The 15249-nt window shown below is 70.3% G+C and carries 12 protein-coding genes and 2 pseudogenes; 4 read left to right on the top strand and 10 right to left on the bottom strand.

Annotation, left to right across the window (positions count from 1 at the left end):
- Nucleotides 1–350: pseudogene (locus AB0M20_RS05440) on the top strand (UvrD-helicase domain-containing protein); the annotation flags it as partial.
- Between the two features lie 16 nt (nt 351–366).
- Here AB0M20_RS05440 and AB0M20_RS05445 read toward each other — a convergent pair.
- The 6 genes and pseudogenes from AB0M20_RS05445 to AB0M20_RS05470 form a co-directional block, all read right to left on the bottom strand.
- Nucleotides 367–1602: pseudogene (locus AB0M20_RS05445) on the bottom strand (BTAD domain-containing putative transcriptional regulator); the annotation flags it as partial.
- A 269-nt stretch (nt 1603–1871) separates the two neighbouring features.
- On the bottom strand, nt 1872–2891 hold the full coding sequence (locus AB0M20_RS05450) for an ABC transporter permease (protein ID WP_364294157.1): 1020 nt from the start codon (nt 2889–2891) through the stop codon (nt 1872–1874).
- A complete protein-coding gene (locus AB0M20_RS05455; protein WP_364294160.1) occupies nt 2888–3856 on the bottom strand; it encodes an ABC transporter permease in 969 nt (322 codons plus the stop codon). Before AB0M20_RS05455 ends, AB0M20_RS05450 begins: the two co-directional genes overlap by 4 nt.
- Complete coding sequence (locus AB0M20_RS05460; RefSeq protein ID WP_364294163.1) at nt 3853–5385, bottom strand: sugar ABC transporter ATP-binding protein; 1533 nt, start codon at nt 5383–5385, stop codon at nt 3853–3855. The genes AB0M20_RS05455 and AB0M20_RS05460 overlap by 4 nt, the downstream gene beginning before the upstream one ends.
- A 79-nt stretch (nt 5386–5464) precedes the next feature.
- The gene (locus tag AB0M20_RS05465; RefSeq protein WP_364294166.1) at nt 5465–8179 is read right to left on the bottom strand and encodes an AbfB domain-containing protein; all 2715 of its coding nucleotides are present in this window, start codon (nt 8177–8179) and stop codon (nt 5465–5467) included.
- 138 nt (nt 8180–8317) lie between these two features.
- Nucleotides 8318–9406, bottom strand: coding sequence for an ABC transporter substrate-binding protein (locus tag AB0M20_RS05470; RefSeq protein WP_364294173.1), 1089 nt, complete (start codon nt 9404–9406; stop codon nt 8318–8320).
- Between the two features lie 251 nt (nt 9407–9657).
- On the opposite strand from AB0M20_RS05470, the gene AB0M20_RS05475 reads away from it, so the two are divergent.
- The 3 genes from AB0M20_RS05475 to AB0M20_RS05485 all read left to right on the top strand — a co-directional run bounded on the left by AB0M20_RS05475 (nt 9658) and on the right by AB0M20_RS05485 (nt 11751).
- Complete coding sequence (locus AB0M20_RS05475) at nt 9658–9975, top strand: hypothetical protein (RefSeq protein ID WP_364294176.1); 318 nt, start codon at nt 9658–9660, stop codon at nt 9973–9975.
- A gap of 96 nt (nt 9976–10071) precedes the next feature.
- The gene (locus AB0M20_RS05480) at nt 10072–10695 is read left to right on the top strand and encodes a response regulator transcription factor (RefSeq protein ID WP_364294179.1); all 624 of its coding nucleotides are present in this window, start codon (nt 10072–10074) and stop codon (nt 10693–10695) included.
- A gap of 15 nt (nt 10696–10710) precedes the next feature.
- On the top strand, nt 10711–11751 hold the full coding sequence (locus AB0M20_RS05485; protein WP_364294182.1) for a S66 peptidase family protein: 1041 nt from the start codon (nt 10711–10713) through the stop codon (nt 11749–11751).
- Here the strand turns inward: AB0M20_RS05485 and AB0M20_RS05490 are convergent.
- From AB0M20_RS05490 to AB0M20_RS05505, 4 genes are all read right to left on the bottom strand, one after another.
- A complete protein-coding gene (locus tag AB0M20_RS05490; RefSeq protein ID WP_364294185.1) occupies nt 11745–12614 on the bottom strand; it encodes an RNA polymerase sigma-70 factor in 870 nt (289 codons plus the stop codon). The genes AB0M20_RS05485 and AB0M20_RS05490 overlap by 7 nt on opposite strands.
- Nucleotides 12611–13201 (bottom strand): carboxymuconolactone decarboxylase family protein, encoded by a 591-nt coding sequence (locus AB0M20_RS05495; protein WP_364294188.1) that lies wholly within the window; start codon nt 13199–13201, stop codon nt 12611–12613. The genes AB0M20_RS05490 and AB0M20_RS05495 overlap by 4 nt, the downstream gene beginning before the upstream one ends.
- 65 nt (nt 13202–13266) lie before the next feature.
- A complete protein-coding gene (locus tag AB0M20_RS05500; RefSeq protein ID WP_364294191.1) occupies nt 13267–14457 on the bottom strand; it encodes a hypothetical protein in 1191 nt (396 codons plus the stop codon).
- On the bottom strand, nt 14444–14974 hold the full coding sequence (locus AB0M20_RS05505) for a SigE family RNA polymerase sigma factor (RefSeq protein ID WP_364294194.1): 531 nt from the start codon (nt 14972–14974) through the stop codon (nt 14444–14446). Before AB0M20_RS05505 ends, AB0M20_RS05500 begins: the two co-directional genes overlap by 14 nt.
- Nucleotides 14975–15249 lie beyond the last annotated feature (275 nt).

Below are 15249 nucleotides of genomic sequence, written 5' to 3' on the forward strand. Positions count from 1 at the left end.
CCAACGCGCTCGACTTCGACGACCTGATCATGACCACGGTCAACCTGCTGCGCGCCTTCCCGGACGTGGCCGAGCACTACCACCGCCGCTTCCGGCACGTCATGGTCGACGAGTACCAGGACACCAACCACGCGCAGTACGCGCTGGTCCGGGAGCTGGTCGGCACGAGCGCGCACGACCAGGACGTACCGCCCAACGAGTACGACGTCCCGCCCGCCGAGCTGTGCGTCGTGGGTGACGCGGACCAGTCGATCTACGCCTTCCGGGGCGCGACCATCCGCAACATCCTCCAGTTCGAGGAGGACTACCCGGACGCGACCACGATCCTGCTGGAACAGAACTACCGCTCGCCGCCACCAGCAGCAACGGCAGCCGCCGCACCAAGGTCGCGAGCCGGCCCCAGACCAGCAGGCTGGCCTCGTCGGCCCAGTGCATGTCGTCGACCACCAGGATCAGCGGCGCCCGTTCGCAGGCCTCGCGGACGAAGCTCACCAGCCCGGCGTCGCCGTCGCCGTGCACCTGCTCGGCGGCGGAGGCGGTTTCGAGGTCCAGGGCCTCGAGCAGGACCTGCAGGGGTACGCGCTGCCCGAGCTCATCGGCGGCCGCCCAGGCCAGCTGGCACCCGCGCCCGGCATCCTTGGCCCGCACGAACGCACACTTGAGCAGCTCGGATTTGCCGATGCCCGCGTCGCCCTCGATCCACACCGCACCGCCCCGGCCGCCGGCCACGGCCCGGACCATGTCGGTGAGCAGCTCGACGTGATCGGCCCGGCCGACGAACGGTGCGCCGGACCCCGACCGGGTGACGTGCACGGGAACGTTGTGGATCAGCGGGCCTCCGCCGACCGGCGCGGGCGGTGTGGTGGCCTCTCCGGACAGCAGCTCCTGCTGGATCCTCCGCAGCGCCGGCCCGGGCTCGATGCCCAGCTCCTCGACCAGGATGGTGCGCGCCGACTGGTAGACCTCGAGCGCCTCGGCGGTGCGGCCCGCGCCGGCCAGCGCCCGCATGAGCAGCTCGTACAGCGCCTCGTGCAGCGGGTGGTCGCGGACCAGTCCCTGCAGCTCGGTCACCACCTCGCCGCCGCCGCCCATCTCGAGGGTCGCCCGAGCCCGCTGCTCGAGCATGCTCAGCCGGAGCTCGGCCAGCCGCCGTCGCTCGCGCTCGACATAGGGGCCGGAGACGCCCGGGTAGGGCTCGCCCTGCCACAGCGCCAGAGCCTCGTCGAGCACGGCGACCGCGCCGGGCCGATCGCCGTCGCGCAGCCGCCGCCCGGCCTCGACCCGGCACTGCACGAAGCGTTCGACGTCCACCGAGGTAACCGTGAGTTGATAGCCGCCGGCCACTGTGGTGAGCCGGTCCGCGGCGGTGCCTAGGGCTCGCCGCAACCCGGACACATAGGTGTGCAGGCTGCCGCCCGCGCTCGCCGGCGCGTTGTCGCCCCAGACGGCGGCCACCAGCTCGTCGCGTGGCACCGCCCGGCCGGCCTGTGACGCCAGCACGGCGAAGACCGCCCGCTGACGGGACGGGCCGAGCGCCACCTCGGCACCCTCCACGAGGGCCCGTAACCGCCCGAGCACCTCCGCGTGTAGCCCGCCCGCCACGAGTACTCCCGCCAGCTGTTGCCCGTTTGCTCCTAGCCCGAGACATTGTCGTGCATGATTGCAACCTCAACCATCTCGAGACGGCAGGCAAGCGAAAGTGGTAGCTCAGCCACTTGTGGCGGGTCCGGACACGTGGGTGGGCTACCACTTTGGGTGCGGCGGCCGCGGGCAAGCGAAGAGTGGTAGCTCAGCCGCCTTTGGCGGCCCGGTTCACGTGGGTGGGCTACCACTTTCGGTGCGGCGGGTGCCGGCGGGCGCGGAGTGGCTCGTCAGGTGACTCTTCGGAGCTTGACCAAGTAGGTCTGTGCCACCACGACCACGGCCAGGAACGCGCCGCTGATCACCTGCTGGTAGCTGGACTGCACGTTGCCCACCTGGTTGATCATGTTCTGGATCACGCCCAGCAGGAGCACGCCCGCGATCGTTCCCGCGATCGTTCCCGCGCCGCCGGTCAGCAGCGTTCCGCCGATCACCACCGCCGCGATCGCGTCCAGCTCCATGCCCGTGCCCAGCACCGTCACGCCGGAGCCGAGTTTCGCCGCGTTGATCGCCCCGGCCAGGCCCGCGAGCAGGCCGGAGAGCACATAGACCCAGATTTTGGTACGCCGGACCGCGATGCCCATCAGGCTCGCGGCGTCCTCGCTGCCCCCGACCGCGTACACCGCCCGGCCGAACCGGGTCCGCGACAGCACCACGATGCCGATCACCGAGAGCACCGCGACCAGCCACACCTGATAGCCGATGCCGAAGAACGTCCCGGTGCCGAAGCTGCGGAACGCGTCGCTCTTGACCAGGTAGGTGTTCGACCCCTCGGTGCTGAGCGCCCGCATCAGGCCGCGCGCCCCCAGCAGGGCAGCCAGCGTGACGATGAAGGGCGCCATCCGGGTGTACGCGATCAGCACGCCGTTGAGCAGCCCGATCGCGCCGCACAACGCCAGCGGCGCCAGGAACGCCGTCCACACACCCCACTGGGACGCGTACGCCGCGACCACCCCGCCGAGCACGTAGAGCGAGCCCACCGACAGGTCGATCCCGCCGGTGATGATCACGAAGGTCATGCCGAGCGCGATGAGCAGCGGCGGCGCCGCGGCCACCAGCAGCGTGGCCGCGTTGTCGTACGAGCGGAAGTTCGGCCAGGCGATCGACGCGATGATGACCACGATGACGAGCACCGCGAGCGCGCCCTGCCGCTGCACCACGCCGACGATGCGGTCGGTGCGCTCGGCCCGGCGGACGTCCTCCGCCACCGCGGCGGCCGGGACCTCTGGGTCGGTAGCGAGCTGTGTCACCGGCTCTTCCTCTCACGGGCGACGTAGACGGCGATCAGGATGATGACCGCCTGCACCATCTCGGTGGTGGAGGGCTGGAGATTGTGCTTGATCATGGTGGCGACCACGAGCTGCATCAGCAGGGCGCCGGCCACCGTGCCCAGCACGCGCACCTTGCCGCCGGTCAGCGGGGTGCCGCCGACCACGACGGCGGTGATCGCCGACAGCTCGATCAGCAGGCCGACCGCTGAGGCGTCGCTGGACTGGATGCGGGCGACCGCGAGCACACCGGCGATCGAGGCGAGCACCGAGCAGATCACGTACACGGAGACGAGCACCCGCTTGACCGGCAGGCCGGCCAGCTCCGCCGAGGCGCGGTTGCCGCCGATGGCGAGCAACCGCCGCCCGAAGACGGTGCGGCGCACGATGAACGCGACGATCAGCACGAGCACCACGGCGATCCAGACGAGCACCGGCAGGCCGAGGAAGTCGCCGGAGCCGAGGTAGATGAAGTCCTCGCTGCGGATGTCCTTGAGCTGACCGCCGGAGATCACCAGGGCCAGCCCTCGACCGCCCACGAACAACGCCAGCGTCGCGACGATCGGTTGCAAGCCCACCCGGGCCACCAGGGTGCCGTTGATCAGGCCCACCACCAGGCCGGCGACCAGCGAGATCAGGATCGCCGCGATCACCCCGTACCCCAGGTAGAGGGGGATCAGGGCGGCAGCGAGGGCCATCACCGAGCCGACCGACAGGTCGATGCCCTCGGTGCCGATGACCAGCGCCATGCCCAGCGCGACGATCACGATCGGCGCGACCTGGATGAGCTGGATGCGCAGGTTGCTCCAGGTCAGGAAGTTGGGCGTGAAGATCACGTTGTAGAGGACCAGCAGCACGATCGCGGCGTAGACGCCGTAGGCGGGCAGCCACGCCTTGACGCGGGCCAGGTCGATGCCCGGGCGGGTGGCGGCGACGTCGGTGCTCACGATTCTCCCTCATCTGAAGAGGCCGCGGCCGCGATCGTGGCCAGCAGATCCTCGGTGGTGACCTGGTCGCCGATCAGATTGCCGACCACCACGCCGTCGCGCAGCACCACGACCCGGTCGGCGCCCTCGATCAACTCCTCGGCGTCCGACGAGACCAGCACCACGCCGAGTCCCTCGCCGGCCAGCTCGTCGATCAGCGACTGCACCTCGGCCTTGGCGCCCACGTCGATGCCGCGGGTCGGCTCGTCCAGCAGCAGCACCTTGGGTTCGGTGGCGAGCAGCCGGGCGAGCAGCACCTTCTGCTGGTTGCCGCCGGAGAGGTCGCCGACCCGCTGGTCCGGGCTGGAGGCCTTGATCTGGAGCCGCTTCATGTACTTGTCGACGACCGCGTCGATCTTCGCGTCGGACACCACGCCGAACCGGGACATGCGGGGGAGCACGGCCAGCGCGATGTTCTCGCGGACCGACAGGCCGGCGACGATGCCCTCGGCCTTGCGGTCCTCGGGCTGGATCGCGATGCCCGCCTTGACCGCTCGGACCGTGGTCGGCCGCCCGAGGGACGTGCCGTCCACCTCGACCGAGCCGCCGTCCAGCGGGTACGCCCCGCCGATCGCCTTGATCGTCTCGCTGCGCCCGGCGCCGAGCAGTCCGCCCAGGCCGACCACCTCGCCCGGCTTCACGTCGAAGCTGATGTCGTGCAGCTTGCGCCGGCTGTTCAGATCGCGGGCCAGCAGCACCGGCGCGGCGTCGGTGTCACCGGTCATCTCGCCGGAGAACGCGGTGGCCCCCTCGCGCCGCACCTCGGACATGTCCCGGCCGAGCATCAGCGACACCAGCTTGATCCGCTCGAGGTCGGCGAGCCGTCCGGTGTGCACGAGCTTGCCGTCGCGCAGGATCGTGACGGTGTCGCAGATCTGGTAGAGCTCGTCGAGCCGGTGGCTGACGTAGAGGATGCCGATGCCCTGGGCGTGCAGGTCGCGGATGACGCCGAAGAGGGTTTCCACCTCGCGCGGCTCCAGCGACGAGGTCGGCTCGTCCATGATGACCACGCGGGCGTCGATCATCACCGCGCGGGCCAGCGCCACCATCTGCTGCGCGCCGAGCGCCAGCGTGCCGAGCTGGCGGCGTGGGTCCGCGGTGACGCCGTAGCGGCGCAGGATCTCAGCCGCCTCGCGGTTCATCCGGGTCTCGTCGAGCGTGCCGAACCGGCTGCGCGGCTCGCGGCCCAGGAAGAGGTTGTGCGCCACGCTCATCAGCGGGATGAGGTTGACCTCCTGGTAGATGGTCGAGATCCCGGCCTTCTGCGCGTCCATCGGGGTGGCGAAGGCGGCCGCCTCGTCGCGGTATCGGACCTCACCGCCGTCCGGCTGGTAAACCCCGGTCAGCACCTTGATCAGCGTGGACTTGCCGGCGCCGTTCTCGCCCACCAGCGCATGCACCTCGCCGGGCTGCAGGGTGAACGAGACATCGTCCAGGGCGCGTACGCCCGGGAACACTTTGGAAACGCCCACGACTTCTAGCAGCGGCATGAACGCATTCACTCACTTCCGCACATAAACAGTCAAGGGGCCGATCTATAACGAAAGATCGACCCCTCGACGATGACCGTCAGCCCAGCGGCGCCGCGTTGTTCCACGTGGCGTCGGCGGCGTAGGAACCGCCGCTGGGTGAGTCGATCCAGACCTCCTCGGCGCGGTGCCGGACGTGGTAGCCGGGGTAGTTGAACGACTCCAGCGACACGTTGCCGCCGCCGCCGTTCAGTGGCTGCTGCGCGCAGAACGTGGCGTCCTGCTGGAAGGTGATCGAGCCGTCGCTCGCCGCCTTCTGCAGGCGGTATCCGGCGTGCCGCAGGAACTGGCCGGGATAGTTGGCCGACTCGAGCGAGAAGCAACTGCTCTCCGCCAGCCCGGCGCGGACGATGAACGTCGCGTCCAGCCGGTCGGCGGCCACGCTGCCACTGTTGATCACGTCGGTCCGGGCCAGGCCGTCGCGGTGGCGCAGGTAGCGCGTGTCGAACCCGGCGGTGGTGACCCGGAACGACCGCCGCTGCCCGACCGGCAGGTCGGCGCCGCTGCGCCACCAGCCGGCGGTCACGGCCCACGTCGCGTCGGCGGTGAACGACCCGCCGTTGTTCGGGTCGATCCACACCTCTTCGCTGCGGTGCCTCAGGTAGTAGCCGGGCGTGTTGGCCGACTCCAGCGAGGTGCCGCCGCCGGAGAGGCCCGGCCGGGCGCAGAACGTGGCGTCCGCCGCGAAGGTTCCGCCGCTGTTGGGCTCGCTGTAGACGCGGTAGGCCCGGTGCCGCAGGTAGCTGCCCGGGAAGTTGCGCGACTCGAACGAGTAGCAGGCGCCGTTCGACAGCCCGGCGCGCACGATGAAGGTGGCGTCCTGCTTGTCGCCGGTCGAGCTGCCCGCGCCGATCACGTCGGTCCGCGCGGCGCCGTCCCGGTGCCGCAGGTAGCGGTCGGTGTAGCCGGCGGTGGTGACCCGCAGTGAGACCGGCTTGTTCAGCGACAGCGTGGTGCCGTTGGCCGCGCCGAGCACCCGCAGATGCACGTCGCGGGCACGGGCGAAGTCCATCTTGCGGATCTGCCGGTCGTAGGTGAAGAAGCCGTTGAGCTCCTCCTCGACGTCGGTCGGTTCGGTGTAGACCGAACCGGACAGGCCGTTGCCGTTGATCAGGTCGACGAGCCGGTTCGTGATCGCGATGTAGCGGTTGGTCAGCGCATTCGAGTCGGGCAGCCACTCGTAGGCGAACTTGCCGGCGGTCGGCCACTCGTTGGAGGTGCGCAGGCCGAGGCCGCCGTACTCGCCGTTGACCGCGATCCGGGTGGCCGTCGGCGGGCGGGTGATGCCCGGGCCGACGTACTGGTGGTCGTCGATCACGTCGCCGTTGCCCGGGTCGGGGTCGGAGTCGCAGCAGTTGGAGCCGGAGTTGTGGTTCACCAGCCGGGTCGGGTCCCAGCTCTTGACCAGGTCAGCGATGCGGCCGGCATCGTACTCGCCCCAGCCCTCGTTGAACGGAACCCACTGCACGATCGAGGTGATGCCCTTGTGCTCGTCGACCATCTCGCGCAGTTCCTTCTCGAACCGGGTACGCCCGGCCGACGACGGCTCCCGCCCGCTGGCCAGCGCCGGCATGTCCTGCCAGACCATCAGCCCGAGCCGGTCCGCGTGATAGAACCAGCGGTCGTTCTCCACCTTGATGTGCTTGCGGACCATGTTGAAGCCGAGCGCCTTCTGCTGCTCCAGGTCGAAAGCGAGCGCGGCGTCGGTCGGGGCGGTGTAGATGCCGTCCGGCCAGTAGCCCTGGTCGAGCGTACCCAGCTGGAAGACGAACCGGCCGTTCAGCGTGGGTCGTAGCACGCCGCCGAGCATCGCCTTGCCGAGCGAGCGCATCCCGAAATACCCGCCGACGGCGTCGCCGCCGGCCATGGTCACCCTCAGCGTGTAGAGGAACGGGTCGTCGGGGGACCAGAGGCGGGCGTTGGGTACGGGCACCCGGAAGCTCGTACCCGTGGTGCCGTTCGCCGTGCCCACCACCGTGCCGCCGCTGAGCACCTGCGCGGTCACCGCCGCGCCCGCCTGCGTGCCCTGCACGACCAGGTCGAGCCCGCCGGCCGCCACGTTGGGCGTGGTGTCCAGCCGCGTGACGTGCGCCGGGGTGACCGGCTCGAGCCAGACGGTCTGCCAGATGCCGGAGGACGGCGTGTAGAAGATGCCGCCGCGGTTGGTGCGCTGCTTGCCGACCGGGATGTCCTGGCCGTTGGTCGGATCCCAGACGCCGACGATGATCTCGTTCGCACCGGCCCGCAGCTGGGCGGTGATGTTGTATGAGAACTTGTCGTAGCCGCCCTCGTGCGTGCCGAGCAGCGTGCCGTTGACCCACACCTTTGACTGCCAGTCCACCGCACCGAAGTTGAGCCGCACGTTCCGCCCGGACCAGGCGGCCGGGACCGTGAAGGTGCGCCGGTAGTACATGAAGTCCTGATGCCGCTGAATGCCCGAGAGAGCGCTCTCGATCGGGTACGGGACAAGCACCTCTTCACCCAGCGTCTGGTTCACCGGGGGAGTGTTGATGTTGGCGGCGCCGGCGAACTGCCAGATGCCGTTGAGGCTCTGCCAGTCCGGCCGGGTGAGCTGCGGCCGGGGGTACTCGGGCAGTGGGTTCGTCAGGGAGACCTGGTTGGTCCACGGTGTGGTCATCGGCGGCGTCTTTGGGACGAACGCCGCGGCGGGGGAGGACGTGGCGACCAGCGTGCCGGCGGTGGCGGTCAAAGCCGCGACGAGCAGGCGTAGCCACGAGTGAGGATGTGCAGTCACGTTCTCTCTCCTTCGAGAAAGTGTGCTGATGAGAGAATCATCGTGACTTAGTAAACAACCTGTTGCAATAGAGAACCTTCTATATGAACAGCGGCGGCGCCGCTGCCTGCGACGCCGCCGTGTCCTGCTGGTCGTGGATCAGTACGCGCTGCCGATGTCCGCCTTGGCGTTGCTGGCGTCGTACTGCCGGTCGGAGATGATGATGTCCTCCGGGATCGGCTCGCCGTTGAAGAACTTGGTCGCCGTCTCGAAGGCCAGCGGGCCGAACCGCGGGTTCGACTCGATGACCGCCGACGCCCAGCCGTCCACGACGGCCTGCACGGCGCCCTTGGTGCCGTCGATCGTGACCACCTTGACGTCGCCGGCCTTCTTGCCGGCGCCCTTGAGTGCGACGATCGCGCCGAGCGCCATCTCGTCGTTCTCGGCATAGATGCCGCTGATGTCACCGTTGGACTGCAGCAGCTGCTCGGAGACCTTCTGCCCCTCCTCGCGGGAGAAGTTGCCGGTCTGCTCGAACACCACCTGGACGTCGGGCGCGACCTTGGCGATCTGGTCCTTGAAGCCCTTGGTCCGCAGGGTGGTCACGTTGTTGCCGGGCGAGCCCAGCAGGATCGCCACCTTGCCCTTGTTGCCGAGCGCCTTGGCCATCTCGTCGGCCGCGCGCTGACCCTGCTTCTCGAAGTCCGACCCGATGAAGGTCAGGTAGTCGGTGCACGGCTTGGCGTTGATCTTGCGGTCGATCGTGATGATCGGAACCTTCTTGGCCGACGCCTTGGCGAACACCGCGTCCCAGCCGTCCGAGTTCAGCGGCGCGATGACCAGCAGCTGCACGCCCGAGTCGATCATCTGCTCGACGTCGCTGATCTGCTTGTTGAACTGCGAGTTGGCGTTGGTCGTCGTGAGGTTGGCGGCCGGGATGCCGATCTTGGCGGCCTCGTCCTTGATCGACTGGGTCTCGGCGATCCGGAACGGGTTCGCCTCCTTCTCCGACTGGGAGAAGCCGACCTTGGCCGTCTTGAGGTCGACCTTCGTGCCGCCGTACTGCTCCAGCGTGCAGGTCGCCGCGCCCGGGGCGGCCGACTGCACGACCTGCGCGCCCGACGAGGCGGTGCCGCTGCCGGCGCCGGCGTTGCCGTCGTCTTCCGACTTGGCGCACGCGCTGACCAGGAGCAACGCCGCGCCGAGGGTAATGACCGCCGGCCTCAAACGGCCGGTACGAGCATTCATGTCAATGGCTCCTTGTTGGGTGGGTACATCAGGGGGTAATCACCCGGAAACACATTCCCCCACTATCAAACGTTTGTTGTCAAGGTCAACGTCATAACCAATCAGAAACGAACGTAGCGCCCCTCGGGGAGCGCTCTCTGCCCGTTAAGGCCTGCCCGTCGAGGTCGGTCAGGGCAAAAAGCCGAGGGTGGCAGGGCACCGGGCGCCGAGCGGGCCCTCACCACCGAATCGCGTCGGGGAAACTGGTGTCCATGTCCGCGGACCAGCCCTTCGCGGGCGACGTGTTCCTCGATCTGGCCCGTGACGGGCGGCTGACGATCGAGGCGGCCGAGGCCGAGCGCCTGGCCGGCTCGCTCGAGCTGACGCTCGCCGCGGTGCTGGAGCGGCTCCGCGTCGTCGAGAGGTGGCGGCAGCTGGACGCGCCGACCCTGGACGGGTTGCCCGGCCCGGCCGCCCAGGTGGTGGCCGACGCGATCTTCCAGGACCAGACCGTGCCCGGCCGGCTCGAGCAGGCCGCCGACGAGCTGCCGAAATACATCGCCGCCCTGCGCGCCGCGGGGCGGAGGTGAAGAGGTTCCGAGCCCGGCTCCTGGAGCGGATGTAGAGAATCTGTGGAGCGCCTCCTCCGACACTGTGCCCCCTGAGCGCCAGTGGAGGAGGACCACGTGGAGACGATCAGCATCGTTGTCCAGGCGGGCGACCCGCTCACCCGGGCCGGCCTGCACACCCACCTGCAGGGCAGCCCCGGTGTCGCGGTGCTGCCGCCCGACCGGTGGGCCGACGCGGGCGTCCGCGTGGTCGCCGCGGACCGGCTGCGCACCGAGACGGTGGCCGCGCTGCGCCGGGCGGCGGCGGACAGCGCCGCGCCGGTCGTGCTGATCGTCGACGAGATCTCCGAGGACAACCTGCTGACCGCCGTCGAGTGCCGGGTGGTCGCGGTGCTGCCGCGCGCGGCCGCGACCGCCGAGAACCTGACGCGGTCGGTGCGGACCGCGGCGGCCGGCGGCGGGATGCTCCCGCCGCAGCTGGTCGGTGAACTGATCAAGCACGTCGAGCGGCTGCAGCGCGAGGCGCTCAGCCCGGCCGGCCCGGGCGCCGGCGGGCTGTCGTCGCGCGAGATCGACGTGCTCCGGCTGATGGCGGACGGCCTGGACACCAACGAAATTGCCGGGCGTCTCTGTTACTCCGAGCGTACGGTCAAGAACGTCATTTACGGCGTGACCCATCGGCTGAAGCTGCGCAACCGCTCGCACGCGGTCGCGTACGCGCTGCGGACGGGTGTCATTTGAAGGCGAGCCAAGGACGTGGATCTGATCCCGCCCCCCAAGGCCCGTCCCGGCGATCGGGTGGCGGTGATCTCGCCGTCGTGGGCCGGGCCCGGTGTCTATCCCGAGGTGCACGAGCTGGCGATGCGCCGGCTCCGCGATGAGATCGGCATGGAGCCGGTCGAGTTCCCGACGACCCGCCGGGTGGACGCCCCGCCGCAGGATCGGGCCGCCGATCTGATGGCGGCGTGGGCCGACCCGTCGATCCGGGCGGTGTTCGCGACGATCGGGGGCGACGATCAGATCACCGTGCTGCCACACCTCGACCCGGCGGTGTTCCGGGCCCACCCCAAGCCGTTCTTCGGATACTCGGACAACACCAACCTGCTCAACTGGTTGTGGACGCACGGTCTCGCCGCCTATCACGGCGGGTCCACAATGGTGCATCTTGCCCGCGGCGCCGGGCTGCACCCGGTGTCCGCCGGCTCGCTGCGCGCGGCCCTCTTCGACGCCGGCGAGCGCGAGATCACGCCGGTCGACTCGTTCTCCGAGGAGGACAATGCCTGGGGTACGCCCGCGGCGCTGACCACCTCACCACCGGCCATCCCCAGCCCCGGCTGGGTCTGGCACCGGGCCGACCGCGTGGTGAGCGGCCCGACCTGGGGCGGCAACCTCGAGATCCTGTCCTGGAACCTGGCGGCGAACCGGTGGATCCGGCCGGTCGAGGACTACGCCGGCTGCGTGCTGATGCTGGAGACCTCGGAGGAGATGCCGTCCGCCCACGAGGTCTTCCGGATGCTGCGCAACGCCGGCGAGCGTGGCCTGCTCCAGCAGTTCCCGGCCGTGCTGATGGCCACCGGAAAGGCCACGTTCTTCGCCTCTCCGCGACCACCCGAGCAGCGGCAGAAGTACCGCGACGATCAGCGGGACGCCGTGCTGCGGGCGCTCGAGGCCTACCACCCGTCGGCGATGGTGGTCTTCGGTGTCGACTTCGGACACACCGACCCGCAGTGGATCCTGCCCTACGGCGGCCGGGTCACGGTGGACGGACCGGGCCGGCGGGTCATCGCCCACTACTGAAGCTCGGCGTTCAGCCGGGTCAGCTTGTGCGGGTTGCGGACGGCGAAGATCCGGCTGATCCGGCCGTCCTCGATCACCAGGCAGGCGACCGTGTTGAGGGCGCCGTCCTGCTCGAACCGCATGGCCGGCCCGCCGTTGGCCCGCATCGGGTGCACCTGGAAGTCGCCCGACTGCTTGGCCCACGCGGCCAGCAGGGTGGCAACCTTGCGGACGCTCGTGACCGGGCGGGGTGCCGCCGCGGCGAGGCCACCGCCGTCCGCCACCAGGACGACGTCCGGCGCCAGCACGTCCAGCAGCCCCTGCAGGTCACCGCCGCGCACGGCGGCCAGGAACCGCTCGACGACGGCGTCCTGCTCGGCGCGGCTCACCCGGACCCGCGGCCGGCGGGCGGCCACGTGCTCGCGAGCCCGATGAGCGATCTGCCGGACCGCCGCGGGCGTCTTGCCGATCGCCTCGGCGACCTCCTCGTACGGCGTATCGAAGACCTCCCGCAGCACGAAGACCGCCCGCTCGGTCGGGCCCAGCGTCTCCAGGACGGTCAGCATCGCGTACGAGACACTCTCCGCGAGCTCCACGTCCTCGGCCACGTCCGGGCTGGTCAGCAGCGGCTCAGGCAGCCACTCGCCGACATACTCCTCGCGCCGCCGGGCGAGCGTGCGCAGCCGGTTGAGCGCCTGCCGGGTGACGATCCGCACCAGGTACGCCCGCCGATCGCGGATCTCCGCCCGGGCCGCGTCGGCGAGGGCCGCCCACCGCAGCCAGGTCTCCTGCACGACGTCCTCGGCGTCGGCGGCCGACCCGAGCATCTCGTACGCGACCGTGAAGAGCAGGCTGCGATGGGCGACGAACTCGTCGGCACTCATGACCGCGAGGCTATGCCGCTCGGCCGGGCCAGCGGAGGCAACCCGCAGGACGAGGCGAATCCCTGGCCCTCGACGCCCAGCGCGACGTTCGTCCGGGCGTAGAAGTTGGCGAGTGCGACGTACGCGGTGAGCTCGACCAGCGCCGCCGGGCCGAGCTGCTCGAGCAGCCGGGCGGACAGCTCGTCGGTCACGGCCGGCGGCGTCTGCGTCATCGCCTCGGCATACTCCAGCACGTCACGTTCCAGCGGCGTGAAGACCTCCGACTCCCGCCACCGCGGCACCTCGCGGGCCTTAGCCACGTCCAGCCCCTCGTTGTGCGCCTGGAAGTAGCCCAGGTCGAGGCAGAACGAGCAGCCGATCAACGAGGCCGCGGCCATGTGGCCGAAGGACTTCAGATCGGCGTCGCAGGCGTCCCACTTCGAGGACTTTTGACCGAGGGCGAACTGGAACTTCAGCACCTTCCGGTTGTGCCACATCACGCCGAGCGGCTCGGCGACGGTCCCGAACATCTTCTTGCTGACCTTCTTGACGATGGCGCCGTAGACGCCGGTGATCTCGGCCGGCGGCACCCGGGTGTCGTTGGGCATTTCTCCTCCTCGGTCGGTGTCCGGGCATGAAGACACCGGCCGAGAAGGAGATGTGACAGCCCGCCTCAGGAGCAGCGCCAGAGCAGCGGGATGGTGTCGCGCTCGCCCGGCTGCTCACCGGCGACGGTCCGGCCGTCCACGCTCGCCGCGTTGACCACGCTCGGCACCGGGCGGTCGGAGAGCGGCGGCAGATTCGCCGGTGGCCGATCGCGGAAGACGACGGCGTTGCGCTCCGGCTTCGCCGTCAGGCCGACCATCGCGCCGGACGCGGTGATCGCGGCCGGGTGCGTGCCCGGCAGGGTCTCGAGCCGGTTCCGGCTCAGGCTCCACCGGGCCGGGCGGCCGCCGGAGTGCGGCGCGTCCTTGAGGGCGGAGCCGAAGTTGCCGTCATCGGCGCTCGGGCCGGAGGTGCCGTAGACCCAGTCGCCCGCGATGCCGAGCGCCGTGCCCTCGGCGCCCCCGGGCAGCTCCCGTGCGGCACCGGCCGCACTCCACACGTACGGACGGTCGTTCGCATAGCCCACCACGACCCCGTCCGCCGAGATGCCCATCGCCCCGGCCGAACCGGGCGCGGGCAAGGTGCGGATCTCGCCCGGCTCGCCGGCCGGCCAGAGCACCGCCTTGTTGACGTCACCCGGGCCGCCGGCGACACCGACGATGTCGCCGCGAGCGTTCACCCCGGTCGCGAACATGTTGTCGTGCCCGGGCAGTCCGGGCAGGATCTCGGCGTGGCCGTCGCGGAACACCCAGGCGGCCAGCTTGTGGTTGCGGGTGACGCCGCCGACCACGACGCCGTCGTCGTTCACGCCGAGCGGGGTGGCGCTGCGTCCCTCGATCTCGATCGTCCGCAGTTGGCCGGCGTCCCACAGCAGCGCCGCACCGTTCTCGCCGGTCTCCTCCGATCCCAGCGTCGCGCCACCGACGAACCGCCCGGACGGAGCGACGGCCGTGGCCGTCGCGTGGTCGGCGCCCTTCGGCGCCGGCAGGCGGCTGACCCGGCACTGCACCGGAGCCTGCGCGGGCGGCACATCCGGCTGCGGCACACTCGCCGACGGCGGCCGGTGGCCGACGGCGAAGACCGCGCCACCCATGGCCAGCACCCCGGCCGCCACAGCGGCGCCGGCGGCGGCGCGGCGGATTCCCACCCGGCGGCGCCCGATCGCCATCGCCCGCTCGATGCTGACGTCGAGCGGCGGGACCTGCTGGTCACGCAGCGGCGCCAGGGTCTCCGTCCCGAATCGGTCATCTTTGTCCATCGGTCCTCCCCGCAGAGGTTGGGATCGCGACCGGCTGATCCAGCAGCCGTCGCATGGCGGCGAGCCCACGTGCGGTCTGGCTCTTGACCGTGCCCTCCGAGCAGTCGAGTGCGTTCGCGACCTCGTCGACCGGAAGGTCGTAGATGAAGCGGAGCACCAGCACCGCACGCTGCCGTGGCGGCATCCGCCGTAGCGCCGCGACCAGCAGCGATCGATCCTCCGAACCGGCCGGCCCTGTGAGCGGCGGCGCGTCGGGAACGGTCGCGGTGAGCTGGATGCGCGCCCACGGCTGCCGCCGCTCGATCAGGAACCGGCGCAGGAGGATCTTGCGCACGTACGCGTCCAGGTGCTGCACGGCGCGCACCCTCGACCACTTCACATACAGCGTGACCAGGGTGTCCTGCACCAGGTCGGCCGCTCGGTGCCGGTCGCCGCAGAGGACGTACGCCATGCTTTGCAGCCGCGGCATGGCGCCCGCGGCGTACTCGGCAAACTCGCGCTCCCACTCCGCGCGCATCGGCACCTCCCGGTTGTGGCTCGCCGCATTGCTGATGCGCCGGCCGCCCCCCGAGGTTGCCTCAGCCGTCGGGTTTATTACGCGGAGACCAGGCCGAAGAAGTCGACCGTGGCCTGGCGCCGGGCGCTCGCGCCGCTGACCGAGGCGCAGCGCCGCATGTTCGTGGACGCCATGCCGGCCTAGGAGGCCGCCGTCGAGGCTGTTCGCTCATTCAATCCCACCACGCTTTCTTCGAAAGTAATGACTTAATATAAATCTAGCTTACAGAGTAAGCC

This window comes from Actinoplanes sp. NPDC051633, assembly GCF_040681735.1.
Taxonomy (GTDB): domain Bacteria; phylum Actinomycetota; class Actinomycetes; order Mycobacteriales; family Micromonosporaceae; genus Actinoplanes.

What these genes read in the sequence shown, in the direction of transcription:
- AB0M20_RS05460 (WP_364294163.1), bottom strand. Translation starts at nt 5,385, where the DNA reads ATGCCGCTGCTAGAAGTCGTGGGCGTTTCCAAAGTGTTCCCGGGCGTA.
- AB0M20_RS05470 (WP_364294173.1), bottom strand. Translation starts at nt 9,406, where the DNA reads ATGAATGCTCGTACCGGCCGTTTGAGGCCGGCGGTCATTACCCTCGGC.
- AB0M20_RS05475 (WP_364294176.1), top strand. Translation starts at nt 9,658, where the DNA reads ATGTCCGCGGACCAGCCCTTCGCGGGCGACGTGTTCCTCGATCTGGCC.
- AB0M20_RS05490 (WP_364294185.1), bottom strand. Translation starts at nt 12,614, where the DNA reads ATGAGTGCCGACGAGTTCGTCGCCCATCGCAGCCTGCTCTTCACGGTC.
- AB0M20_RS05495 (WP_364294188.1), bottom strand. Translation starts at nt 13,201, where the DNA reads ATGCCCAACGACACCCGGGTGCCGCCGGCCGAGATCACCGGCGTCTAC.
- AB0M20_RS05500 (WP_364294191.1), bottom strand. Translation starts at nt 14,457, where the DNA reads ATGGACAAAGATGACCGATTCGGGACGGAGACCCTGGCGCCGCTGCGT.
- AB0M20_RS05505 (WP_364294194.1), bottom strand. Translation starts at nt 14,974, where the DNA reads ATGCGCGCGGAGTGGGAGCGCGAGTTTGCCGAGTACGCCGCGGGCGCC.